22 protein-coding genes are annotated in these 22,774 nt (G+C 58.2%); 9 read left to right on the plus strand and 13 right to left on the minus strand.

The window, feature by feature from the left end:
* Nucleotides 1–41: 41 nt before the first annotated feature.
* Nucleotides 42–929, minus strand: coding sequence for an HDOD domain-containing protein (locus NPX02_RS11835; RefSeq protein WP_260293794.1), 888 nt, complete (start codon nucleotides 927–929; stop codon nucleotides 42–44).
* A gap of 307 nt (nucleotides 930–1,236) precedes the next feature.
* On the opposite strand from NPX02_RS11835, the gene NPX02_RS11840 reads away from it, so the two are divergent.
* Complete coding sequence (locus NPX02_RS11840) at nucleotides 1,237–1,920, plus strand: DUF3334 family protein (protein WP_260293796.1); 684 nt, start codon at nucleotides 1,237–1,239, stop codon at nucleotides 1,918–1,920.
* A gap of 230 nt (nucleotides 1,921–2,150) precedes the next feature.
* Here NPX02_RS11840 and NPX02_RS11845 read toward each other — a convergent pair whose 3' ends face one another.
* Both NPX02_RS11845 and NPX02_RS11850 read right to left on the minus strand, forming a co-directional pair.
* Nucleotides 2,151–2,822: a hypothetical protein gene (locus tag NPX02_RS11845; RefSeq protein ID WP_260293797.1), complete on the minus strand. Its 672-nt coding sequence runs from the start codon at nucleotides 2,820–2,822 to the stop codon at nucleotides 2,151–2,153.
* A gap of 210 nt (nucleotides 2,823–3,032) precedes the next feature.
* The gene (locus tag NPX02_RS11850) at nucleotides 3,033–4,460 is read right to left on the minus strand and encodes an aminotransferase-like domain-containing protein (RefSeq protein WP_260293798.1); all 1,428 of its coding nucleotides are present in this window, start codon (nucleotides 4,458–4,460) and stop codon (nucleotides 3,033–3,035) included.
* Between the two features lie 333 nt (nucleotides 4,461–4,793).
* Between NPX02_RS11850 and NPX02_RS11855 the strand changes: the two genes are divergently transcribed.
* Complete coding sequence (locus NPX02_RS11855) at nucleotides 4,794–5,708, plus strand: DMT family transporter (RefSeq protein WP_260293799.1); 915 nt, start codon at nucleotides 4,794–4,796, stop codon at nucleotides 5,706–5,708.
* Between the two features lie 292 nt (nucleotides 5,709–6,000).
* Here NPX02_RS11855 and ppk2 read toward each other — a convergent pair whose 3' ends face one another.
* The 4 genes from ppk2 to NPX02_RS11875 all read right to left on the minus strand — a co-directional run bounded on the left by ppk2 (nucleotide 6,001) and on the right by NPX02_RS11875 (nucleotide 9,452).
* A complete protein-coding gene (gene ppk2, locus NPX02_RS11860) occupies nucleotides 6,001–6,879 on the minus strand; it encodes a polyphosphate kinase 2 (RefSeq protein WP_260293800.1) in 879 nt (292 codons plus the stop codon).
* 117 nt (nucleotides 6,880–6,996) lie between these two features.
* Nucleotides 6,997–7,410: an alternative ribosome rescue aminoacyl-tRNA hydrolase ArfB gene (gene arfB / locus NPX02_RS11865; protein ID WP_260293801.1), complete on the minus strand. Its 414-nt coding sequence runs from the start codon at nucleotides 7,408–7,410 to the stop codon at nucleotides 6,997–6,999.
* 9 nt (nucleotides 7,411–7,419) lie between these two features.
* On the minus strand, nucleotides 7,420–8,718 hold the full coding sequence (locus tag NPX02_RS11870; RefSeq protein WP_260293802.1) for a nucleoside recognition domain-containing protein: 1,299 nt from the start codon (nucleotides 8,716–8,718) through the stop codon (nucleotides 7,420–7,422).
* Between the two features lie 452 nt (nucleotides 8,719–9,170).
* Entirely contained in the window at nucleotides 9,171–9,452 is a 282-nt protein-coding gene (locus NPX02_RS11875) for a YebG family protein (protein ID WP_260293803.1), read from the minus strand.
* Between the two features lie 288 nt (nucleotides 9,453–9,740).
* Here NPX02_RS11875 and NPX02_RS11880 point away from each other — a divergent pair, with 288 nt between their 5' ends.
* The 3 genes from NPX02_RS11880 to ppnN all read left to right on the plus strand — a co-directional run bounded on the left by NPX02_RS11880 (nucleotide 9,741) and on the right by ppnN (nucleotide 13,460).
* Nucleotides 9,741–10,586: an AAA family ATPase gene (locus NPX02_RS11880; RefSeq protein ID WP_260293805.1), complete on the plus strand. Its 846-nt coding sequence runs from the start codon at nucleotides 9,741–9,743 to the stop codon at nucleotides 10,584–10,586.
* Between the two features lie 6 nt (nucleotides 10,587–10,592).
* Nucleotides 10,593–11,768, plus strand: coding sequence for a vWA domain-containing protein (locus NPX02_RS11885; protein ID WP_260293806.1), 1,176 nt, complete (start codon nucleotides 10,593–10,595; stop codon nucleotides 11,766–11,768).
* Nucleotides 11,769–12,029: 261 nt separating this feature from the next.
* Nucleotides 12,030–13,460: a nucleotide 5'-monophosphate nucleosidase PpnN gene (gene ppnN, locus NPX02_RS11890; RefSeq protein ID WP_260293807.1), complete on the plus strand. Its 1,431-nt coding sequence runs from the start codon at nucleotides 12,030–12,032 to the stop codon at nucleotides 13,458–13,460.
* A gap of 395 nt (nucleotides 13,461–13,855) precedes the next feature.
* Here the strand turns inward: ppnN and NPX02_RS11895 are convergent, their stop codons facing one another.
* The gene (locus NPX02_RS11895; RefSeq protein ID WP_260293808.1) at nucleotides 13,856–15,223 is read right to left on the minus strand and encodes a sensor domain-containing diguanylate cyclase; all 1,368 of its coding nucleotides are present in this window, start codon (nucleotides 15,221–15,223) and stop codon (nucleotides 13,856–13,858) included.
* A gap of 267 nt (nucleotides 15,224–15,490) precedes the next feature.
* Between NPX02_RS11895 and NPX02_RS11900 the strand changes: the two genes are divergently transcribed.
* Nucleotides 15,491–15,850 carry a hypothetical protein gene (locus NPX02_RS11900; RefSeq protein ID WP_260293809.1) on the plus strand — a complete coding sequence of 120 codons (360 nt, stop codon included), beginning with the start codon at nucleotides 15,491–15,493 and terminating at the stop codon, nucleotides 15,848–15,850.
* A gap of 249 nt (nucleotides 15,851–16,099) precedes the next feature.
* Here NPX02_RS11900 and NPX02_RS11905 read toward each other — a convergent pair whose 3' ends face one another.
* Nucleotides 16,100–17,356 carry a D-amino acid dehydrogenase gene (locus NPX02_RS11905; protein WP_260293810.1) on the minus strand — a complete coding sequence of 419 codons (1,257 nt, stop codon included), beginning with the start codon at nucleotides 17,354–17,356 and terminating at the stop codon, nucleotides 16,100–16,102.
* A gap of 148 nt (nucleotides 17,357–17,504) precedes the next feature.
* Here NPX02_RS11905 and NPX02_RS11910 point away from each other — a divergent pair, with 148 nt between their 5' ends.
* On the plus strand, nucleotides 17,505–17,966 hold the full coding sequence (locus tag NPX02_RS11910; RefSeq protein ID WP_260293812.1) for an Lrp/AsnC family transcriptional regulator: 462 nt from the start codon (nucleotides 17,505–17,507) through the stop codon (nucleotides 17,964–17,966).
* Between the two features lie 218 nt (nucleotides 17,967–18,184).
* Here NPX02_RS11910 and NPX02_RS11915 read toward each other — a convergent pair whose 3' ends face one another.
* Nucleotides 18,185–18,364, minus strand: a complete 180-nt coding sequence (locus tag NPX02_RS11915) for a DUF3012 domain-containing protein (protein WP_260293813.1) — start codon at nucleotides 18,362–18,364, stop codon at nucleotides 18,185–18,187.
* A 253-nt stretch (nucleotides 18,365–18,617) separates the two neighbouring features.
* Here NPX02_RS11915 and NPX02_RS11920 point away from each other — a divergent pair, with 253 nt between their 5' ends.
* Entirely contained in the window at nucleotides 18,618–19,811 is a 1,194-nt protein-coding gene (locus tag NPX02_RS11920) for a KamA family radical SAM protein (protein WP_260293814.1), read from the plus strand.
* A 506-nt stretch (nucleotides 19,812–20,317) separates the two neighbouring features.
* Here the strand turns inward: NPX02_RS11920 and NPX02_RS11925 are convergent.
* From NPX02_RS11925 to bfr (NPX02_RS11935), 3 genes are all read right to left on the minus strand, one after another.
* Nucleotides 20,318–20,926, minus strand: coding sequence for a DUF4202 domain-containing protein (locus tag NPX02_RS11925; protein WP_260293816.1), 609 nt, complete (start codon nucleotides 20,924–20,926; stop codon nucleotides 20,318–20,320).
* Between the two features lie 236 nt (nucleotides 20,927–21,162).
* Entirely contained in the window at nucleotides 21,163–21,648 is a 486-nt protein-coding gene (bfr, locus tag NPX02_RS11930; protein ID WP_260293817.1) for a bacterioferritin, read from the minus strand.
* A gap of 26 nt (nucleotides 21,649–21,674) precedes the next feature.
* Nucleotides 21,675–22,142 (minus strand): bacterioferritin, encoded by a 468-nt coding sequence (bfr, locus tag NPX02_RS11935; protein WP_260293818.1) that lies wholly within the window; start codon nucleotides 22,140–22,142, stop codon nucleotides 21,675–21,677.
* A gap of 156 nt (nucleotides 22,143–22,298) precedes the next feature.
* Here bfr (NPX02_RS11935) and NPX02_RS11940 point away from each other — a divergent pair, with 156 nt between their 5' ends.
* Entirely contained in the window at nucleotides 22,299–22,499 is a 201-nt protein-coding gene (locus NPX02_RS11940; protein WP_260293819.1) for a bacterioferritin-associated ferredoxin, read from the plus strand.
* Nucleotides 22,500–22,774: the final 275 nt, after the last annotated feature.

Below are 22,774 nucleotides of genomic sequence, written 5' to 3' on the forward strand. Positions count from 1 at the left end.
GTGCCCTGCGCCCACCAGGATTCGGCCCGGGGCCTGCCCCATCAGTCGGGCAGGCCGGGCTTAACCAGCGAAGGCTGGGGCGCCGGGGCATGCCGCATCAGAATGGCGTAGAGTTCACGGACCTCGTCGCCCATTTCAGAGACCGCCCGCTCACACTCCACGGGAGTGAGCCCGGTGATCTGCCAGCTGCCGGGAAGCACCCGCTCCAGCTCCACTCCCGGCTCGCTGTCCCACACCAGGGAATCGGCAAGGATGTTGGCAATATAGACAAGCGTGCACTCGATGAGATCGGTGGTCGCCTGTTCCGGCAGATGGTGCCAACGGATCGCCGAGCAGATGGGCGCCGGCAGTCGCCAGTCGCAGGCCAGTTCGTAACCCACATCGCCATGGGTAAATCCGAACACCTCCCGCTCCGCGGCGACAATCAGATCATCACGCCCCTTGCTGATGAGCAGAATATCCCGCGACGCTACCGGCAGTTGCTGAAAAAGAACCAGACGACCAATATCATGCAGCACCCCCATGACAAACAGTCTGTCCGGGTGCAGCACCCGACAGGACCTGGCCAGGCGCCTGGCCAACACGCCACATGTCAATGAACTGTGCCAGAACCGCTCCATGTCGATAAGATTGGCCGGTACGCCGGTGAACAGCTCGCAGGCGGCCGTCATCAGGGCCAGATCCCGCAGATCCCTGGTGCCGATGACGGTAATGGCCCGGGCGATGGTGTCGATCCGTCCGGGAAAACCGTAGAAGGCGCTATTGACAATCTTCAGCAGCCGCGCGGTCAGGCTGGCGTCCTGACTGATCACCTGCGCCATTTCCTCTGCGGAACTGGTCGGATCATCGACCAACTGATTGATGCGAACACAGATCTCCGGGAGGGATACGAGATCACCGGCGTTGCGGATCAGTTGCCGTGGTGTCATGGAGTGCAGTATGGTTATTAAGGGCTCGCGCAAAAATAAGTTCCGGTATTCGGTCGCCACTGCCCCCCGCCGCCGGCGTTACGCTTTTTGGCAAGGGAACAGGTTTGTCCATGGATGGACTTATGCCGCGAAGGCCATGGATGGCCGGGAGCGGCCATTGCCTGCAAAGTGTGCCTTGCCGGCGTGGCCCAGTGACGCCCTCGGTACTACGGAATTATTCTTGCGCGGGCCCTAAGTTGTATGAACAATGGTCGATAACTTAATTTCAACTATATAACAAAAACATAAAAACACGAGGCTTTACTCGATGGCGAAGACAAAAATTGTCACCACGGATGATATCCTGATCATGCTCTGCAAGTCGGTCACTTCGGTACTCACCACCGCCACGCAAAACGAGATCAACTACTCGGCCATGGTACAGAAGATCAACCGCACCTGCCTGAAACCGGACATCGGCTGTTTTGTCCTGTTCGATGGCGGCTTCTCCGGACTGGTGGTGATCAATTTTACTGCCGCCGCCGCCCTTGAGCTCTATCAGGCTTACCTCTCGAACATGGGCATACCCCGCGAGGAGTTGGCGGTCAGCCACACTTCGGATGAGGTCGGCAACGTGCTGGGCGAACTCATGAACCAGATGATCGGCGATTTCATCAGCAATGTGGGCAAACAGTTGCTGACGCCGATCAATCAGAATCAGCCCAAGATGCTGACCATCAACAAGGAAGTGCTGCTCTCCATCAACACCAATCTGGACCGGCCTCAGGCGCGCCGGGTCACCTTTACCACCCAGCGCAACAATATTTTTTATCTTGAGCTTGCCATGGATAAAACCGAGTTTATCCAGCTGCATGAATTCGAGCAGCTGGGCGATGTAGATCCCGACGACATCCTGGAAGGCGAGGCGAATAAAAGGGCCGCCGCCGCCCGGGCCGGTTCCGGTGATGATCGAAACGACTCGGACAGCCTGCTGGATGAACTGGGGATATAGTATCCTGTCAAGATCAGTTTGACCGGTTCCTGGCCCTGCCCTTCACCCATAAGCGGGTCGGGCCGCATCCAGGCATCGTGCACCTGCTTCCGCATCCGAAGATGGGTACGGCACGCCCGACCGCTGCGAATAGCCGTCAACAAGGGTGCTGCGCCTCCACCCATCCTCGCGTGTTCAATGGCTTTTGTGAGGGTAACAGGTAGTCCTGGCCCCGGACAACGCGGCCGCTTTCAGAGGGTGGCCGCCAGTTCATTGGCACTCGCCAGCACGAACTCCAGGTAGGCAAGGCGCTTGACTGAAACATCGATTTTGTCCCGCAGATCCTCGCCGGGATCATCGATTATATAGAGCAGGTCCTCGTGAAAAAACACCTCGAAGCTGTCCAGATAGCGGACCTCCTTGTTTTTGTCCAGCACCAGGTTATCCAGACCGTATAGATCTATCACCTTCTGCTGTTCACGACGGATCTCCTTGGCTGTCTGAATGAACAGCCCAAGTTGCAGCCTCGCCTTGTGCAGCTTCGCCATCAATGGGATAGCGTCGTCGGCGATGGCCGGATTGGCCAGATTGAACCAGGGGGTGAAAGCTTGCGCCAGCACCAGCATATTCTCCTCGCCATCGATGCGGGTGCGCACAAAAATGGCCTCGGGGATAATATCGTGCAGCTTTTTTTTCAGCATCCCATAGTCACGCCGATAGATCATCACTTCGAGGGAATGGCAGGTCAGGGTGTGGCGTTTTATCACCATATCGAAGGTGCGATTCTTCTCCCGCTCAAAGTGATAACCGGCCGTTTGCCAGACGTCACAGTGTGCCCCCTGGGTCGAAATCAAGGTGACCCGCAGGTTCTCGGTATCAAGACAACCAATCTCCGCCGGAATACGTGCATCTTCTTTCGCCATCGACTACCGCCCTTAATCAGGAATACCACTTAATTCAACGTTGTCAGATCGATTCGGGTCGGCTTCCTCAGTGCTTTCGGGTGGGGGGATTCCAAGACTGTCGGTGGCAGGGATGCCACCGCCGAGCCCCCAGGGATGGGTTTACGGCGTGTCTTGGGATCCTTCCACACGGAAGCTCTCCGCACAGCGCTGGACTCTGACAAAATAGCATCAAACAGTATCACAAATAAAATTAATAGTATTCGCTATCTTCTTGAATATTTTAGTATATTTTTCACGATCATTAATACACGAATAGTTGATCCTGAGAAAATGGTCGAACTGTCCCCGGGTCCCAAACAGTGACCCCGGGGTGGCATTGATCCCCTGCTGCATCAACTCGCTATAGAGCCGGGTCGAATTGACCGCCGCCGGCAACTCGACCCAGCAGTGGAATCCGCCAAGGGGCATATTTACATGGGTCGGATCGGGGAAAAAGCGGTTAATCGCCTCCAGGGTGAAATCCCGTCGCTCCCGGTAACAGCGGGTGACCGTCCTGATATGCCGGCCGAAACGGCTGCCGGAGAGGAACTCCGCGGCGGCGGCCTGGATCTGACCGCGACAGGCCATGGTCGTCACATATTTTCGATAACAGAGCTGTTCGCTGTAACGCCCGGCGGCAACCCAACCCAACCTGAGATCGGAATCCAGGCTTTTCGACAAGGATGAACAGAGCAGCACCCGCCCCTGGGTATCCCAGGAGCGCACCGTGCGCGGCCGCCCCTTCTCATAACTCAGGTCGCCGAAGACGTCGTCCTCAATTATTGGCAGATCATACCGCTCGGCCAGCGACAACAGCCGCCTCGCCCCGTTTTCGGGCATCACATGCCCCTGCGGGTTGCTGAACAGCGGGTTGACCAGGATCACCCGTACCGGCCAGCGCTCCAGCGCCTTGGACAGCAGGTCCAGATTGATGCCGTGCAGCGGATCGGAGGGAATCTCCAGGATTCGCATCCCCAGCACCTCCAGGCACTGCAGGGTGCCATAGAAGCCGGGCGACTCGACCGCCACGATATCGCCCGCGGCGGCCACGGTCTGCAGCGCCAGGCTCAGTGCCTCCTGACAGCCGTTGGTGATGACAATCTCCTCCGCGTCGACAAGTGCCCCCGATCGCGCCATGTGGCGCACCAACTGCCGGCGCAGCCCCGCATGGCCGGGCGGTACCTCATACTGCGTGAGTCGCACCTCCTCTCGGCGGGCAATCCGCTGCTGGCGATTGTAGATTCGCCGAAAGGACTGGAGCGCCGGGAATTCCCCACTCGGATGGGCACTGCCCAGCGGCGCCAGCAGGCTGGAACCGGCGGAACGGACCACCGAAAACGCCAGGTGATCCAGGCCCGGGGTCGACGGCATCAGTTCATCGATGGCGGTGGCCGACTCCGTTCTGACAGGGGGGCAGAGGACATAGAAACCGGACCGATCCCGGGGCGCGATCAGCCCCCTCTCGGCCAGCCGGTCATAGGCCTGGATCACCGTGTTACGGCTGACCGAGCGCTGCAGCGCCAGTTCGCGGATCGACGGCAGTGTCTGCCCCGGTCTGAGCACACCCGTCTCTATCTGATCCGCTATCTGGGTCATGAGACGCCGGTAGAGGTACATCGGCCCCCCGGGCGAGAATTAATCGGTCCTTCAGGATAGGTACAAATAATTCAACACGCAAATTATTTATCTTATGGCAAATCTGTACCCACTGTTTTTGGCCCGATCTGCCCCTATAACCACCGTTACGGGCCCTATATATTCATGCCTGACTTAAGGGCCGCGAAAAAAATAAATTATCCCATCTCGCTTCGCCCTCGGCCTGCTCACGGCGTTGTGCAAAGGGTTACATAGGCCCGCTATGCGCCCCTTTGCACGCCTTGTGAGCAAACCGATGGCTGTGCGATCTTGGAATACTTTATTTTTACCGCGACCCTAACCTGGAAGCCGACTATGCCCTCACCCCAACTGCTGCGCTGGATCCCTATTCTGTTTGTCCTGTTGTGGGCCACCGGGTTTATCGGCGCCAAGTATGCGCTGCCCTTCGCCGAACCCTTTACGGTGCTCGCCATCCGCATGTACATCACCCTGGGGGTGTTCCTGATCCTGATCCGCCTCTACCGGCCGCAATGGCCCACGCGCCAAGGGGCGCTGCACTCCATGCTGGTGGGGTCGCTGGTCCACGCCGCCTACCTCGGCGGTGTGTTTGCCGCGATCAACGCCGGCATGGCGGCCGGGATGGCCTCGCTGCTGGTGGGGCTGCAGCCGATACTGACCGCCCTGATCGCCTGGCTCTGGATGGGTGCCCGTATCAGCGGCAAACAGCTCACCGGGCTGCTGCTGGGCATCCTCGGTGTGGCCATGGTATTGCTGCTGGGAAAGGCCAACAGTCATACCCTGCAGTTCAGTTACCTCTCCCTGTTGTTTGCCCTGATGGCGCTGTGTGGCATCACCTTCGGCACCCTGTTGCAGAAACGTTACTGCGCCAGGATCGATCTCCTGACCGGTACCTTTTATCAGTATCTGGCCAACGCCCTCATCATGAGCCTGCTGGCACTGCTGTTTGAAACCCGGGAGATCGACTGGCAACCGCAGTTCGTCGCGGCGCTGCTATGGCTGGTTTTCGGCCTTTCGCTCAGCGCCATCCTGCTGCTGATGCTGATGATCCGGGAGGGTGAGGCCACCAAGGTGGCGGCCTATTTCTACCTGACGCCCCCGGTGACGGCCCTGATCGCCTGGATCCTGTTCGATGAACGGCTTACCGTCTGGGGTATCGCCGGGATCAGCCTGACCGCCTACGGGGTCTTTCTGGTGATCCGCAATCAGGGCAGGACGCCCGTGAAAGCCACAAAAGCCGGGGAGCGGTAGTACGAGGGCTAGCGCTGCCCTTTATCCACATAGGTGGGCAGGACTGCATCCGGGCGTAGGATGGGTGGAGCACTCCCATGAACTCTCCGCCGGCTCCCACTCCGGCGCGCAACCCATCGCGCACCTGTATCCGCATCCGAAGATGGGTTACGGCGCGCCCAACCGCCGCGAACAGCCGTCAACAAGGGTGCCGCGCCTCCACCCATCCTACACGCGTGTTCATCGGTATTTGTGGGAAAGGGTAGGACTGGGCGGGTCCGCGCTTGTCGACTGTTCGGTTCGCTGTTTCTCGTCAGGGATAGATCTCCGGCACGAAGGTCTGGTCCGACATTGGCGGACGCACATAACCCAGACTCTCCTTGCGTTCCGGCAGGACGATCTCACGCGGCGTCAGGTCCTCAAAAGGGATCATACTCAGCAGATGGGCAATACAGTTGAGCCGGGCATGCTTCTTGATATCGGACTTGACCACGTACCAGGGCGCCTGCTTGATGTCGGTATGGGCGAACATCATATCCTTGGCGCGGGAGTACTCCACCCAGCGGGAGCGCGACTCCAGATCCATCGGGCTCAGTTTCCAGCGTTTGTGCGGCTCTTCCAGACGGCTCTGGAAACGCCGCTCCTGCTCCTCGTCCGATACCGAGAACCAGTACTTGATCAGGATAATGCCGGAGCGCACCAGCATGCGCTCGAACTCGGGACAGGAGCGGAGAAATTCGCTGTACTCCTCGTTGTCGCAGAATCCCATCACCCGCTCGACACCCGCGCGGTTGTACCAGCTGCGATCGAGCAGCACCATCTCGCCACCGGCGGGCAGATGGGCGGCATAGCGCTGGAAATACCACTGGGTGGTCTCCCGCTCGGTCGGTGCCGGCAGCGCCACCACCCGGCAGACGCGCGGGTTGAGGTGTTGGGTGATGCGCTTGATCACCCCGCCCTTTCCGGCCGCGTCTCGGCCCTCGAAGATGACCACCACCTTGAGTTTCTCCTGGGCGATCCAGGCCTGCAGTTTGACCAGTTCCAGCTGCAGTCGGAACAGCTCCTCCTCATACACCGAATTCTTGATTTTCCGGATCGGCGCATCGGCCACTTCATCCAGTGACTCTTCCACGTAGGGAATTCGCTCCTTGCCGCGCCCGCTCCTGTTGTTCGATTTCTTTTTATTGCCCATCCGTCCCCCTGATGCTTTATCTCTCGGCTGAGCTTGCATGATGCCCCGAACCGGACCGCCACAACAACCGTCAATGGCCAGGGCTTGCGCTAAATCAACCCGTGCCGGCAAATCGCCTCACTCATCCACCCGCCCGCGCAGCGCCTTGATCCTGCCCCGTTTATCCTTGCTCTCCAGGCGCCTTTTCTGCGAACTGCGGGTGGGCCGGGTCGGTTTACGCGGTTTCTGTATCCGCGTCGCCGACAGGATCAGCTCTCTGAGACGCGACAGCGCCTCCTCGCGGTTTTTCTCCTGGCTGCGGAAACGCTGTGCCTTGATGATCACCACCCCCTCCTTGGAGATGCGCTGATCCTTGAAGTGCAGCAGCCGCTCCTTGTAGAAGGGTGGCAGGGAGGAGGCATTGATATCGAAACGCAGATGAACGGCGGTGGATACCTTGTTGACGTTCTGGCCGCCCGCGCCCTGGGCACGGATGGCGCTGAATTCAATCTCGTTCTCGGAGATGGTTATGCTATTGATGATATGCAGCATGGGATCAGTTTAGCCATAGAGAAACGACACCGCCACCACCGCCGCGATCACCCCTACGATATCCGCCGTCAGACCGGCCGCCAGGGCATGGCGGATGCGTCTCACCTGGACCGCACCGAAGTAGACGGCCAGCACATAGAAGGTGGTCTCGGTCGAACCCTGCAGGGTGGAAACCAGGTAGCCGATGTAGCTGTCCGGTCCGATGGCGGGGTCGTTGATGATCGAGGCCATCACCCCGTAGGCACCCGATCCGGAGAGCGGCCGCAACAGTGCCATCGGCAGCGCCTCGGCGGGCAGTCCGAACAGGCTGGTGAGCTGGCCGATCTGCCCCACCAGCCACTCCATGGCGCCGCTGGCCCGGAACATGCCGACCGCCACCAGAATGGCCACCAGATAAGGGATAATCTTTAACGCCACCTGGAAGCCGTCCTTCGCCCCCTCGACAAAACTTTCGTAGATCGGCACCTTGCGCAGCACACCGAACAGCAGGAAACCGAGCATCAACCCCGGCAGGATCCAGGGCGAGACGACCTGGCCATAGAGTACCGTCAGCGGTATCAGCAGCAGAAAACCGATCAGTGCGGTCAGGGAGACCCAGGTCGGGTAACCGCTGCCCTCATCCTCCGCCAGCGCAATGTCTGGCTGCGCGTTGTCCTGCCCGGCTTCATCCGGATCTGCCGCTTGCCGCGCTACCGCTTCCCGGGTTAGCGGAAAAAACCGCCGATAGCCTTTAACCGCCAGTATCGCGGCCAGGGTCGAGCAGAGTGTGGCGAACAGGGTGGTCGGCAGAATACCGGCCGGGTCGGCAGAACCGGCCGAGGCCCGCAGGGCGATTACGCCGGTGGGCAGCAGGGTAATGCTTGAGGTGTTGATGGCGAGGAACAGCACCATCGAATCAGTTGCACTCCCCTTGCAAGGGTTCAGGCGGTCAAGCTCCTGCATCGCCTTGATGCCGAATGGCGTGGCGGCATTCCCCAGCCCCAGCATGTTCGCCGACATGTTCAGTATCATCGCCCCCATGGCGGGGTGATCTGCCGGCACATCGGGAAACAGCCTGACCATCAACGGCCGGATCAGGCGGGCCAGTATCTTCAGCAGGCCGCCCTGTTCGGCGATCTTCATCAGGCCGAGGAACAGCGCCATCACGCCCACCAGGCCCAACGCCAGCTCCACCGCGCCGGTGGCCGAATCGATCATCGCCCGGGAGAGCGCATCCATAGGAGTGATATCGGCCGCGGGGAGGCTGAACTGCCGCCAGGCAGCGGTCAGAAAGGCTATAAGTACCAGCAGGAAAAAGACGACATTCATGGGGACAGGGGCGATTATTGTTAGGCTGCTACCGCTTATACGCGATCTGTATAGCGGGGGCAACCAGGCGGGTGCGTAGGGTGATCTTCGCGAACTCGCTCATAGCGCCGGGTCATGTGGTTGACCACAGGGCGAGTTATAATTCAAATTTCGGAGTTCAGTTCCAGACGCCGGGCGGGCCACCCCCTTTCCGGGACGCGCTGTGAATACATCCCTGTACGCTCGGCGTCGGCATCCATGCCTCCGACGGTCCCGGAAAGGGGGTAGCCCGCCCTGAACGACGCCTTGTGAACTCCGAAACTTGAGTTATAAACCATCCCGATGATCGGTGGCCACGGATACTGGCGTGTCTTATTTTGGCGTCATTATACCGTGGATAGGACCGCGGATAGGTGGAAGCCGGTAGCGAGTGGGTATGGGGAAGGTCGCGGTGCCACCGGCTTCCGAAACCGTCAACGGGCGGCGTTCAACCGGGTGACCTTCTCATCCTGCAACTCTATTTCAGACATCGCCTCCGGCCTTCCCCTGCAGGCCTGGATGACCAACTCCTTGTTTCTTGCCAACACCAGCCCGAACGCTTCGGCAGCCTTCTCATCGACCCCTGGAATCACCTGTTCCAGCAGGAGGGCGAACTGCTCGCCCAGTCCCAGCATCCGGTCATGGGCATCCGCCGCCTTTTTGTCTTCGAACATGCTGTTGTCCCGGTCACATTTCCACATTGCAATAACGGCCATAGTCTCTTCACCCTGCGCTGAACCTTTATGAAATCCCACCCAACGAGTGTTGCGGAAGAACGGGTGGAATTAGCGACCTTTAAATCCCGACCGGTTCTGATCGACCCAGCTCGATCGGGTTTCGTTGAAGTCGGGGACATCATACGTAGAACATGTATAGAACGTCAAGCGAAATGTGCGCTGGGAGCCTGTCGGGTTTAGCCAATCGGCACCCGCCGCTTTTATTTCAATTGCAACGAGTTTGTTGGAGAATAGCGCAATTACCTGGCGGAGTACTCGGAAACCGATATGCGATTTAACGGAACAGATACCTACGTGGCCACCGACGACCTGATGCTCGCCGTCAATGCCGCGATCCAGCTGGAGCGTCCGCTGCTGATCAAGGGTGAGCCGGGAACCGGCAAGACCATGCTGGCCGAAGAGGTGGCCAAGGCACTCGACCAGCCGCTGTTTCAGTGGCACATCAAATCCACCACCAAGGCACAGCACGGGCTGTACGAATACGATGCGGTCTCCCGGCTGCGCGATTCGCAGCTGGGTGACGACCGGGTGCACGATATCGGCAACTACATCGTGCGCGGTCGTCTATGGGATGCCTTTGCCCATGACGGCCGTTCCGTGGTGCTGATCGATGAGGTGGACAAGGCGGATATCGAATTTCCCAATGACCTGCTACGGGAACTCGACCGCATGGAGTTTTATGTCTATGAAACCCAGCAGCTGGTCAAGGCGAAACAGCGGCCGCTGATCATCATCACCAGCAACAATGAGAAAGAGTTGCCTGACGCCTTCCTGCGTCGCTGCTTCTTCCACTACATCCGTTTCCCCGACAGGACGACCATGGAACAGATCGTCGCGGTGCACTACCCGGACCTGAAAAAACAGCTGTTGCAACAGGCGCTGGAGGTGTTCTTCGAGCTGCGTGAAGTGCCCGGTCTGAAAAAGAAGCCCTCCACTTCGGAACTGCTCGACTGGCTGAAGCTGCTGATGGCCGAGGATATCCCTCCGGAGGCGTTGCACAGCGGCGACCCACGCCAGGCCATCCCGCCGCTGCACGGGGCGCTGCTGAAAAACGAGCAGGATGTCCATCTGTTCGAGCGCCTCGCCTTCATGCACCGTCGCAGCCGCTCCTGATCCACCATGCTGGTTGAGTTCTTCTATCACCTGAAGGAGGCCGGACTGCCCGTCAGCATCCGCGAGTTCCTGGATCTGCTGGCAGCCATGCAGGCGCGGGTCATCTTCTCCAGCGTGGACGATTTCTACTATCTCTCCCGCACCTGCCTGATCAAGGATGAACGGCTGTTCGATCGCTTTGACCAGGCCTTCGGTGGTTATTTCAAGGGGATTACCGAGAGCGGGGAGCATATCACCACCGAGATTCCCGAGGAGTGGCTGCGCAAGCAGCTGGAGAAGTATCTCAGTGAAGAGGAGAAGCAAAAGCTCGATGCCATGGGCTGGCAGAAGCTGATGGAGACCCTGAAAAAACGCCTCGAGGAGCAGAAGGAACGCCATCAGGGCGGCAGCAAATGGATCGGCACCGGCGGCACCTCCCCGTTTGGCGCCTACGGCTACAATCCGGAAGGGGTGCGGATCGGCCAGGAGCGCTCACGTCATCGCAAGGCGGTGAAGGTGTGGGACAGACGGGAGTTCCGCAACCTGGACGATTCGGTGGAACTAGGCACGCGCAATATCAAGGTGGCGCTGAAACGGCTGCGCCGCTTCGCCCGCAGCGGCGCGCCGGAGGAGCTGGACCTGGAGGCTACCATCCGCTCCACCGCCCATCACGGCGGCCTGCTGGACCTGAAGATGGTGCCGGAGCGCCACAACAAGGCCAAGGTGCTGCTGTTTCTCGATGTCGGCGGGTCCATGGACGACCATGTGCAGGTCTGCGAGGAGCTGTTCTCGGCGGCCCACTCGGAGTTCAAGCACCTGGAGCACTTCTATTTCCATAACTGCGTCTATGAGGCGGTCTGGAAAGACAGCCGCACCCGCCGCGCGGAACCCCTCTCCACCTGGGAAGTGATCCACACCTACGGCTCGGACTATCAGCTGATCTTCGTCGGCGACGCCACCATGAGTCCCTACGAGATCACCTATGCCGGCGGCTCGGTGGAGCACTGGAACCAGGAGACCGGTATGCTCTGGATGGGCCGGCTGCTCGGGACCTATCCCAACGCCATCTGGATCAATCCGCAACCGGAACATCAATGGCCCTACATCGATTCGATCCAGTTGCTGCGCGAGATCATGATGAACCGCATGTTTCCGCTGACCCTGGAGGGGTTGGAACGGGGCATGAAACTGCTGAGCCAGTAACAACGCCAGGGATCCGGGGAAGTCAATTCATAAAAATGCAAATAATCGGCGGTAAGCTTCGGACACCGGTAGCCCAAGGATTCGGGACGATTGCGCCGTAATCGGCTATGCTTAAACCATTACAGAAAAACAAGGGGATCGCGGGGATCCGACCGTTGGCAAACGTCTCACACCGACCCGTCCCGAGCAGTTGTCCCATCCCTGTATCCACCTAAAACCATTTTTTAGTGGCTGGGTAATGCCGGCCCGTCAGGAAGTCCCATGTTAAAAAAACGAGTAATTCACAAAGTAGTCAATAGCACCATCCGCCCCGCCTCCCACATGGCCGTCCTCTCCCGGCGGGAGATCGAACAACTGCGAGACGTCACCGGCACCGGCCTGCACCGGCTGTTCCGCAAATGCGCCCTGGCGGTACTCAGTTCCGGCTCCCAGGTGGACAACTGCGAGGAGCTGATGTCCATGTACCCTGATTTCGATATCCAGGTCAGGGAGCGGCATCAGGGCATTGTGCTGGAGGTTTCCAACGCACCGGCGGAGGCCTTTGTTGACGATCAACTGATTGAAGGTATCCGCTACCACCTGTTCTCGGTGCTGCGGGATATTCTCTATTTGCGCGATACCGCCAGCAATCACAAGCACCTGGCGCCCAACATGCAGATCAGTCACGAGATCTTCTACCGGCTGCGCCACGCCGGCGCCTTCCATCCCGGCAAGAAACCCAATACCGTGGTCTGCTGGGGCGGTCACGCCATTCCGGTGGAGGAGTACGACTACACCAAGGAGATCGGCTACTACCTCGGGCTGCGCGGGATCGACATCTGCACCGGCTGCGGCGCCGGCGCCATGAAGGGTCCGATGAAAGGTGCGGCGATCGCCCATGCCAAGCAGCGGCACACCAAGGGGCGGCATATCGGCCTGACCGAACCCGGCATCATCGCTGCGGAGGCACCCAACGCCATAGTCAATGAGCTGATCGTGATGCCCGATATTGAAAAGCGCCTGGAGGCCTTCATTCGCCTGGGGCATGTGCTCATCATCTTCCCCGGCGGGGTGGGCACCATGGAGGAGCTGCTGTTCGTCCTCGGCGTGCTTTCGCATCCGGACAACCTCGACATCGAACTGCCTATTTTTCTCACCGGCCCGGAATCGTCCAGCGGATATTTCGATTCGGTGATCCGCTTCATTGAGATGACCCTGGGCAGCACGGCACTGAACCTGGTGAGAAAGGTGATCGGCAACCCCGGCCTGGTCGCCAAGCTGGTCAATGACGCCCTGCTGCATGTCACCAAGGAGCGACGCCAGCGCGATGACTCCTTCCACTACAACTGGTCGCTGCATATAGAACCGGAGTTTCAGGAACCCTTCGTGCCGGATCATGAATCCATGGCGAAACTGCAATTGTCCCGGGATCTGCCGACCCAGGAACTGGCGGCCAACCTGCGCCGCGCCCTCTCCGGCATCGTCACCGGCAATGTCAAGGAGCCGGGTATCAACGCCATTCGCGAACGCGGTCCGTTCCAGATCACCGGCGAGCCGGAACTAATGAATGCCATGGACGAGCTGCTGACCTCATTCACCCGGGAGGGACGGATGAAGGTCATGGGCGACTATCTGCCCTGCTATGAGATTGTGAAGTCGGCCGAAACGGCAACCACCCAACCCAGGGTTATTGAACCGGAGACCACGCTCTAGTATTGCCTCAATTTGTTGTAACTACTCAAGGGGTGAGGGTATAAGGCGCATCCACAAATGCTCACGGTGTGATTGGCCTGCCTTGTTGGCCGATCTTGGTGGCGCCTCGAATCCGGCCCCTTTTTCAGATTCAAGCCTGCCCTTGTTTGAGCGAAGCGAGTTTGGGCAGGCGCTGAAAATGGGGCCGGATTCGAGGAGACAAGCCATCGTGTGAGGCCGGCAAGGCAGGCCAATCACTTACAGACCGGGTGAGTAGTTACAATTTGATAAAGTACTTTTGCAGGGTGAGGCGTGGTACAAGGATGTACCGTTTAGGAACCTGAGGATGGCATGCGCTGTCGCTTATCCGCCCTACAAAAGTACTCTATTAAATTAAAGTAGTGCTCGCGGTCTTCTCACAAAACACCGATCAGATTCCGGCCACCCCGCTTGGCCTCGTATAACGCCTTGTCCGCGCGACGCAACAATGTATGCACCGATTCACCGTCATGCACCCGGTTCCGGAAGGTGGCCAAGCCGATGCTGATGGTCATTTGCGAAGAGTGTATGTCATTTCTGATCATCAACCTGCTGACCTTATCCTTCAACCGCTGCGCCAGTACCAGCGCCTCCGCATCACCGGTATCCGGCAGGGCTATGGCAAACTCATCCCCCCCCAAGCGGCCGAATATATCGACGACACGGATCGTCTCCTTGGATATTTCGGTGAATTTCAGGATCGCCTCATCACCCAACGCATGTCCACCCTGGTCATTGAGCAGTTTGAAATGATCGATATCGATAATCATGAACGACAGCGGTGTGCCATAGCGTTTTGAATAGGCCAGCTGGGAATCCACCTCCTCCATGAAATGACGCCGGTTGAAAATACCCGTCAACGGGTCGGTGGAGGCCAACTCCTTGAGCTGCTGTTCCATCTGTTTGCGTTCCGAGATATCCATGCTGATACCGACAAACGCAACCAGCTCGTCCCGCTCATTCAGCACCGGGGCGATGGAGATGCTTTCCCAGTAATATTCACCGTTCTTGCGCCGATTCTCCAGCTCGCCCTGCCACGCCCGCTTGTCCTTGATGGCGCTCCAGAGTTCACGATAAAGCTTGCTGTCGGTTCTGCCGGACTTGAACATACTGGGAGTCTTACCGATCACCTCTTCCGGGCGATAGCCGGTGATCTTCTCAACGATCGGACTGACATACTCGATAATGCCGTTCGGGTCGGTGATCACGGTCAATACCGGACTGTGGGTAATGGCCAGTGAGAGCTTCTGCAGTGCATCCCGCTGATTGAAGCGGCGGCATTCCGCACCCATCCGTTGACTCAGCAGTTCAAAAAAGAAACGCACTTCGGGTCGTTCGGCCTGCGGTTTGTCATCCAGGGCAAAAATATGCCCGATCACCTGCCGATCTTCGCCATAGAACGCCTGTCCCCGATAACTCTCGACGCCCAGTTGGTGCAGCAGATCACAGCCGCTGAAGGTATTTTGAAGATCTTTAGCATAGAAGACATGCGCATTCGCAGGGGCCACCTGATAGACCCGTTCACAAGGGGAGCCGGCGATATCGAACCGAAAGCCCTGGCCTAGGCCATTGCCATCCCAGAACGCCACCACTTCAAGTTCGCCGGATTCCGGCTTACTGAACCCGACCCCGGCCCAACGGCATTCGCAGGCCACGGCAATCGCCTGAACGGCACGCCTGAAAAACTCACCGGCGCTATCCGCCGGCCCGGCCAGCAGGATGTGCGCTTGATTAAACTGATCCATCGGAAGGTATCGCTACGGGGTTATGCATAAAGTTGGCATACTCTAGATAGGGTTTTTCCTGTACGCAACTCAAAACAGTAAAAAACCGGACTCTGGTGAAAAAAAACCGGGAACACCCTTCTTTATTGTAAGAAACGCCCTTGCTTTATTGACCTGCCTCAATTTTTTCGGCACTGCACACCACCTAAAGTAAATACCCTCACCAGCATTTTACAAGGTAAAATGCTGGGTAATTATGACAGTCACCCCGGGAGCACGGGCCTGCTTATGAAATTCAGCGATCTGAATATTGGCCAGCGATTTAGTTACAAAGGTATCGAATTGGAGAAGAGCGGGCCGCTTCAGGCCACCGAGACAACGACGGGCAAGCTGAGGCCGATCATGCGCGCGGCGACTGTCGATCTGGTGAACAGTCGGAGTGAAGGCCGTCAAAATGAGGGCGGAAGCCTGGATGCGCTCAGACGGGCGCTCGCTGCCTATCATCAGACCTGTCTCTCCCTGCTGCAGGCACAAGGAGAAGATCGTCTACCGGATGTCGAAGCAGCTTACCGGAAGATTCAGCGGGCCGTCGAAACTTGTTCACAAACAGTGGAACAACATACAACCGCGAAAGGACGTTCTTCATGAGTACATTCCCCCCGCTACGCGGCCCTGGATAAAGGAAGAACGGGGGACAGTTTTGTAGGTTGAATTAGGCGCGCCCTGCGCGGGGGGTGGCCGTTTGCATTGGCCCCCGCGCGCGCCGTAACCCACCGTTTGGCGGTCGGGAAGTCGGTGGGTTACACGGCGCCCGGGTATTGCCCTGATCTGAAAGTGTGGTGCCTGTGCGCGGCTAACCCACCCTACGAAACAAACGCCCTCGATACCGCGGAATTATTAGGCTGCATAGCGGTCGATGGAGAGCCCTTCGGTATCGATCTCGGGTATCTTGTGGCTGATCAGATCGTTCAACAGACGCCCCGAGCCGCAGGCCATGGTCCAGCCGAGGGTGCCGTGTCCGGTGTTGAGGTAGAGATTGGGGACGCGCGTGGCGCCGACACAGGGTGTGCCGTCCGGCGTCATGGGGCGCAATCCGCACCAGAACTCGGTCCTGGAGAGATCGCCTCCGCGCGGAAACAGATCGGAGACGACAAACTTCACCGTCTCCCCGCGGCGCTCGTCCAGACCCAGGTCATAACCGGCCAGTTCCGCCGTGCCCGCCACCCGGATCCGCTCACCCAGACGGGTGATCGCCACCTTGTGGGTCTCATCCATCAGGGTGGAGACCGGGGCCGCCTCGGCATCCACGATGGGCAGGGTGATGGAATAACCCTTGACCGGGTAGATCGGCACCTTGATGCCGACCGCCTTCAGCAACAGCGGCGAGTAGCTCCCCAGCGCCATCACATAATTGTCGCCGGTAAAGGTCCCGGCATCGGTCTCCACCCCGCTGATATTGCCCTGCTCCATCAGCAGGCGGCGAATATTAACCCCCATACGGAACTCCACGCCGAGCCGCTCGGCCTCCCTGGCCAGACGCTGGGTAAACAGGAAACAGTCACCGGTCTCATCATTCACCAGCCGCAGCCCCCCCGCCACCTTCTCTTTTACATGCACCAGGCCCGGTTCCACCGCCAGGCACCCTTCCCGGTCCAGCAGCTCGTAGGGAACACCATAGCGGTCGAGAATGGCCATGTCGGTCTGTGCGGCATCCAGCTGTTTCTGATTGCGGAACATCTGCAGCGTGCCACGACTGCGTTCATCGTACTGAATCCCCGTTTCGGCGCGCAGCTGCCTGATGGCGTCGCGGCTGTATTCAGCCAGGCGTACCATGCGACCCTTGTTCTGTTCATAGCGTGCCGTGGTGCAGTTGCGCAGCATCCGCAGGCTCCAGGACCACAGAGCCGGGTCCAGTTGCGGGCGGATCACCAGCGGACTGTGTTTCATCATCAGCCACTTGATCGCCTTCAGCGGAATGCCCGGGGCGGCCCAGGGTGCCGAATAGCCGGGAGAGACCTCGCCGGCATTGGCAAAGCTGGTTTCCAGGGCCGCTTCCGGCTGTCGGTCGATCACCGTCACCTCGTGACCTTCCCGAGCCAGATAATAGGCGCTGGTTACGCCGATGACGCCACTGCCAAGAATTATCACCTTCATGGGTTTCCGCTCCGTTATCAAGTGCCTGAAAACAGCCAAAATCATACGTGAAAGCGGTTGGCAAGTGCTTGCAAAAACAGTTGCCCAGAGGAGGTAAAGCACAACTTTATTCTTCAAATTATCTAATTATTAGCATAATATTCTGTATATGAAACTTGACACGCTAGATCGGAAGATCCTGAATACGCTCCAGCTCGACGGACGGCTGACCAATGCCGAACTGGCGGAACGGATCAATCTCTCCCCCTCCGCCTGCCTCAGACGGGTCCGGCAGCTGGAAGAGCGCGGGGTCATTGCAGGTTATGTGATGCTGGTGGATCCGCTGGCCATCGGTCGGCCCACCACCATCTTTGTCGAGATCACCTTGAACAGCCAGAGCGTCGAATGCCAGGAAGCCTTCGAGGCGGCGGTACGCAAGAACCCCGAGATCATGGAGTGTTACTTGATGACCGGGGAGGCGGATTATCTGCTACGGGTTGCCGCGGCCGGTACCACCGATTATGAACGGCTGCACAGGCATCACCTCTCCCGTCTTCCCGGTGTTGCCCGGATCAAAACGGCCTTCGGCATTCGTACCGTCTGCAAGAGCACTGCCTATCCACTGGAGTAGCCAAACGCACCAGCGCTTCCTCGCCGTGGCGACCCTGAAGGCCGCCACGGCGGGGGTTAGGGCTCGCGCAAGAATAATTTCGTAGTACCGAGGGCGTCACTGGGCCACGCCGGCAAGGCACGTTTTGCAGGCAATGGTTGTACCCTTGCCAAAAAGCGTAACGCCGGCGGCGGGGTCCAGTGGCGACCGAATACCGGAACTTATTTTTGCGCGAGCCCTTATTTAAGGATGCAGTGCTTGGCAAAATCGGCAGCCTCGTTGGCTGTCCAGTCGCCCTTCGGCTTTTCCTGCATGGCCAGACACCACTCTTCGCTGCCCACTTCCGGCGCACAGCCGGCGACCAGCAGCACCAGCAATCCGGCCAACCCCATCAGAACGATTTTTTTTGCTTTTGGCATCGATGTACTCCCTTATCAGGTCATTTTTTCCGTTCGAACTATAGCACAACCCCCATCGCGACCCGGGCGACGCCAGGCTGAACCGCGCCCACAGAGACCAGGCAGATCGCCCGCCGGGCTGAACAGGAAGCTTCAAATGCCCGGCATTTATTTTGTCCTCTAAATATTATTTTTTACCCATGTTATGATGGCCGCTGTTTTTTCTATTATTTTCAACAGATAGATTGAAAAAGAAGCCTAATCATGGAGCATCATGACTTTAGTACACGAACCTATTAATCCACCCCACGAAATCAGCAATCCGCTCTCCTGGACCAACCGGGACTGGAAACAGGAACTGCAGAACAATATTCGCACTGTCGACGACCTGAAGGAATTTATCGACCTCTCTGCGGAGGAGCAGCGCGATATCGAACAGGTAGTTGAGGCGCATCCGATGAATATCCCGCGTTACTACCTCAACCTGATCAACCGGAATGATCCGAACGACCCGATCCGCAAGCTCGCGGTGCCGACGGGCGACGAACTGGTGGTGGCGGGCCAGATGGGCGCGACCACGGGCGACCCCTATGGGGACGACAAGCACGACAAGGGGAACGGCGTGCTGCACAAGTACGGCTACACCGCGCTGGTCGTCGCCACCGAGTACTGCTCGATGTATTGCCGGCACTGCTTCCGCAAGCGTCTGGTCGGCCTGCCGAACGACCAGACCGTACAGAACTTCCGCGCCGCGGCGGACTACATTGCGGCACATTCCGAAATCAGCAACGTGGTGGTCTCCGGTGGCGATCCGATGATGCTGCCCACCTCCATCATCCGCTCCATGCTGGATAGCTTACGCTCAATTCCCCACCTCAACTTCGTGCGCATCGGCACCCGGGCGCCGGTGGTCTACCCGCTCCGCTTCCAGGACGACGAACTGATCGAGTACCTGGCCGATTTCAATCGGGAGAAAACCCTCTACGTGCCGACCCACTTCAACCACCCGAACGAGATCACCGCGGAAGCGACTGAAGCGGTGGCACGGCTGCGCGGCGTCGGCATCGCGGTCAATAATCAGGCGGTGCTGCTGCGCGGGATCAATGACGACGAAGAGACCCTGGTGCAGCTGATGAGTGGCCTGACCCGGATCGGCGTCAATCCCTACTACCTCTATCAGTGCATGCCGGTATCACGGGTGCGTCACCACTTTCAGGTGCCGCTGAAGCAGGGCGTGGACATGGTGGATCGGGCGCGCAGCCGCCTGGACGGCTACGCCAAACGCTTCAAGTTCATACTCGGACACGATATCGGCAAGATCGAAATCTGTGGCCGCAGCGGCGACCATCTGATCCTCAAGCAGATTCACGCCCGCGCCGAAGTGCAGGACCAAGCCTCGCGAATCATGATTCGCCGGCTGGACGAGCAGGCGGGCTGGCTGGATGACATGGAGGAGATTGCCCTCTGAGCGTAGGTTCACAAGTCAGGGGACTCAACATGTTAGACCTGTGCATCAATCGAGCGTCGCTCGGTTGATGAAAGATGGCAGATAAACTCTCGCCAAGTACGCAAAGTGAGAGCTGACTACACATCGAACCCGGCCGTATTGAGGAGAAGTATTAGCCGCGTGGAGCGGTGCAAGAGGAGTGGTACAGGGATGTACCGTTTACGGAGCCGAGGATGCCATGCACCGTTTACGGAACTAAGGATGGAATGAACGTAAATGAATACGAATATCGACTTTTTGTAACCGTCTCATCCCCTGGTTTGGATAGCGCCGATCGTTCTTGGGTATGAACTTTTCCTGGTTAAATCCTACCTGGCTGAGTTTGGTGGATAATCAGGAACCGTAAATGAAAGAATCGGTTTTCCTTGGCGTACTTGGCGTCTTTGCGAGATCAAAAACCCCTTACCGATCAGGCACCGTCCCGACGCCTCAGCGACGGGACGGGTAAACTGGTGGACAGGCAGGCGCTATTGGCCACTGACCGCCTTCTGTATCAGGGGTATCAGGGGTTCCGGCAGCTTAAGCGCCCCGGAGAGGGCAAACTCCTGGGCCGCCGCCGACATCTTCGCCCAGGTCTTGCGGACGATATCGAGCCACTTATCTTCGCTGTATTCGGGATGCTTTTCGGCAAACTCGAGCATGTAGTGTTCGATAAAGACCAAGTCCGCGATATCCTCCAGCAACTGACTGTCCGGATTCACCTTCAGGGCCTTCTTGCCAACCGCCTTTTTTGCCCGCTCGATACTTGCTTCGTCGTAGCCCGCCTCGGCCATCAGCCGGCCAGCCGTCTCGGCGTGAAATTTATACAGGCCGGTGCGCCACTGGAAATAACCCTGACGTCCCTCGGGGTAAGAGTCCCGGGGAGTCTTCCAGCGCTGGATATGCTGCGCGCGGATCGCCAGCTTCATGGCATCGTCCGTCTCCGGTGCATAGCGCGCCAGCATCTCGGACATGCGATGGGAGTAGAGCAACTCTTTCGGCCACTCCTTGCCTTCCACGGTTACTCGGTTGGGGTCTTCACTGTTCGCCTGATCAAACAGGGCCGTGGCTTTGTCAAATTTTTGCTGCTCGGACATGCTGCCTCCAAAACTTCATTAGGGGGCCATTATATACCGGATACGCAGGCGATTGGCAAAGCCGGCCCTTGATAATGTGCCGGATATTTCAAGCCGTTGGCGACGATATAAAAATGGGTCGAAAAGGTGCGGCAGGGGGTCGGAGTCAATTCCGCCTTCCCTGCCATAAACATAATTCGGGAATGTGTGCGGAATTGACTCCGACCCCTGATGGAATTCTTAAATCCGACAGGCTCCTAGGATCCCCCGTCGTCCCCCATCTGGGACTGCAGGTAGTTTTTAAGCCCGACCCGCTTGATCAATCCAAGCTGCTTCTCCAGCCAGTAGGCGTGATCCTCTTCCGTGTCATCCAGCATCACCTCCAGGATCTCACGGGTCTGAAAATCCCGCTCCTCTTCACAGATGGCGATGGCCTTCTTCAGCGCGGTGACCACCTGGTACTCCACATCCAGGTCGTTTTGCAGCATCTCCGGCACGGTTTTGCCAACATGGAGTTTCTCCTGCTCGGAAAGATCGGGCACCCCCTCCAGAAACAGGATGCGTTTGATCAGGGAATCGGCGTGCCCGGTTTCGTCCTCCATCTCGTGATGGATACGCTCATAGAGCCGATGCAGACCCCAGTCGTCGTACATGCGGGAATGGATAAAATACTGGTCCCGAGCCGCCAGTTCACCCGCCAGCAGCTGTTGTAGTTGCTCCAGTACCCTTTTTTTGCCTTTCATTCTTTTTCTCCTCGGCGGTAGCCGCCTCAGGAAGCCATGGACTGCTGGTAATTCTCCAGCCCGGTATGGGCAATCAGCCAGAGCTGGCTCTCCAGCCAGTCGATGTGCGCCTCTTCCGCCTCCAGAATATCCTCCAGCAGATCACGCGAAACAAAATCCTGCTCTGTCTCACACAGAGCAATGGCCCCCTGCAGTCCGGCGCGGAGGTCCGATACCAGCTGCAGATCGCCCTGCAACATCTCCTGCACATCCTGGCCCAGCAACAGCTTGCCCAGATCCTGCAGATTGGGCAGCCCCTCAAGAAACAGAATTCGCCCGATCAGCTCATCTGCCTGCTTCATCGCCTTGATCGACCACTTATAATCGTGTTCATTCAGCTCGCCAAGCCCCCAGTTGCCGAACATCCGCGCATGCAGAAAGAACTGGTTGATCGCCGTTAACTGACCCCGCAAGACAGCGTTTAGCTCGGTTATTACCTGTTTCTCACCCTTCATCCTATTCTCCCACTTACCTGGCCATCCTCTATTTATAGACCAAACCCTCCATCACACCAGCCGATCGAGTAATTGACATATATCACTGGACAAACCACCTGATGTTAAATATATTATGAATCATTCTCATTAGCACTAGCAGCGGAGAAACCAACCATGTATGTTTGTATTTGTCATGGCATCACCGACAAGGACATTCGCGCAGCCGCCCATAATGGAGCCAACTCGATGGAGGCGCTGAGTGAACAGCTGAATGTCGCCACCTGCTGCGGCCGCTGCGCCGATTGTGCCCGTGCGGTGTTGCATGAAGCGATCCAGTCACCGGCCACTCTCCCTGATCACGCCAGGGCGGCCTGAGGGAAGAACCCATGAAGCGACATATCCATATCGGGGTCAGTAATAAGAAAGGGCGCCCTGACCTCATTGACAGCATTGGACGACTACTCAGACGCAACCCGCTTTCGGGCCGTCACAGGCGCTGGAGAATCCTGCAAAAACTGGCCCACGATTCAGAGCATCAGAAAAGCTGAGCAGCAATACGGCCACCTGAAACTCCCTGCCCCTGCGCCTTCCAGGGTTTTGGCCCTGCCGCAGGTGATCTACCCTCTCAGGTATGAACAGCGACTTTATCG

Source organism: Sedimenticola hydrogenitrophicus, assembly GCF_025175675.1.
Classification (GTDB): Bacteria; Pseudomonadota; Gammaproteobacteria; order Chromatiales; family Chromatiaceae; genus Sedimenticola; species Sedimenticola hydrogenitrophicus.

Bases quoted from the DNA above. Each gene is read 5' to 3' on its own strand.
- NPX02_RS11835 (WP_260293794.1), bottom strand. From the start codon at position 929: ATGACACCACGGCAACTGATCCGCAACGCCGGTGATCTCGTATCCCTC.
- NPX02_RS11840 (WP_260293796.1), top strand. From the start codon at position 1,237: ATGGCGAAGACAAAAATTGTCACCACGGATGATATCCTGATCATGCTC.
- NPX02_RS11845 (WP_260293797.1), bottom strand. From the start codon at position 2,822: ATGGCGAAAGAAGATGCACGTATTCCGGCGGAGATTGGTTGTCTTGAT.
- NPX02_RS11850 (WP_260293798.1), bottom strand. From the start codon at position 4,460: ATGTACCTCTACCGGCGTCTCATGACCCAGATAGCGGATCAGATAGAG.
- NPX02_RS11855 (WP_260293799.1), top strand. From the start codon at position 4,794: ATGCCCTCACCCCAACTGCTGCGCTGGATCCCTATTCTGTTTGTCCTG.
- ppk2 (WP_260293800.1), bottom strand. From the start codon at position 6,879: ATGGGCAATAAAAAGAAATCGAACAACAGGAGCGGGCGCGGCAAGGAG.
- arfB (WP_260293801.1), bottom strand. From the start codon at position 7,410: ATGCTGCATATCATCAATAGCATAACCATCTCCGAGAACGAGATTGAA.
- NPX02_RS11870 (WP_260293802.1), bottom strand. From the start codon at position 8,718: ATGAATGTCGTCTTTTTCCTGCTGGTACTTATAGCCTTTCTGACCGCT.
- NPX02_RS11875 (WP_260293803.1), bottom strand. From the start codon at position 9,452: ATGGCCGTTATTGCAATGTGGAAATGTGACCGGGACAACAGCATGTTC.
- NPX02_RS11880 (WP_260293805.1), top strand. From the start codon at position 9,741: ATGCGATTTAACGGAACAGATACCTACGTGGCCACCGACGACCTGATG.
- NPX02_RS11885 (WP_260293806.1), top strand. From the start codon at position 10,593: ATGCTGGTTGAGTTCTTCTATCACCTGAAGGAGGCCGGACTGCCCGTC.
- ppnN (WP_260293807.1), top strand. From the start codon at position 12,030: ATGTTAAAAAAACGAGTAATTCACAAAGTAGTCAATAGCACCATCCGC.
- NPX02_RS11895 (WP_260293808.1), bottom strand. From the start codon at position 15,223: ATGGATCAGTTTAATCAAGCGCACATCCTGCTGGCCGGGCCGGCGGAT.
- NPX02_RS11900 (WP_260293809.1), top strand. From the start codon at position 15,491: ATGAAATTCAGCGATCTGAATATTGGCCAGCGATTTAGTTACAAAGGT.
- NPX02_RS11905 (WP_260293810.1), bottom strand. From the start codon at position 17,356: ATGAAGGTGATAATTCTTGGCAGTGGCGTCATCGGCGTAACCAGCGCC.
- NPX02_RS11910 (WP_260293812.1), top strand. From the start codon at position 17,505: ATGAAACTTGACACGCTAGATCGGAAGATCCTGAATACGCTCCAGCTC.
- NPX02_RS11915 (WP_260293813.1), bottom strand. From the start codon at position 18,364: ATGCCAAAAGCAAAAAAAATCGTTCTGATGGGGTTGGCCGGATTGCTG.
- NPX02_RS11920 (WP_260293814.1), top strand. From the start codon at position 18,618: ATGACTTTAGTACACGAACCTATTAATCCACCCCACGAAATCAGCAAT.
- NPX02_RS11925 (WP_260293816.1), bottom strand. From the start codon at position 20,926: ATGTCCGAGCAGCAAAAATTTGACAAAGCCACGGCCCTGTTTGATCAG.
- bfr (WP_260293817.1), bottom strand. From the start codon at position 21,648: ATGAAAGGCAAAAAAAGGGTACTGGAGCAACTACAACAGCTGCTGGCG.
- bfr (WP_260293818.1), bottom strand. From the start codon at position 22,142: ATGAAGGGTGAGAAACAGGTAATAACCGAGCTAAACGCTGTCTTGCGG.
- NPX02_RS11940 (WP_260293819.1), top strand. From the start codon at position 22,299: ATGTATGTTTGTATTTGTCATGGCATCACCGACAAGGACATTCGCGCA.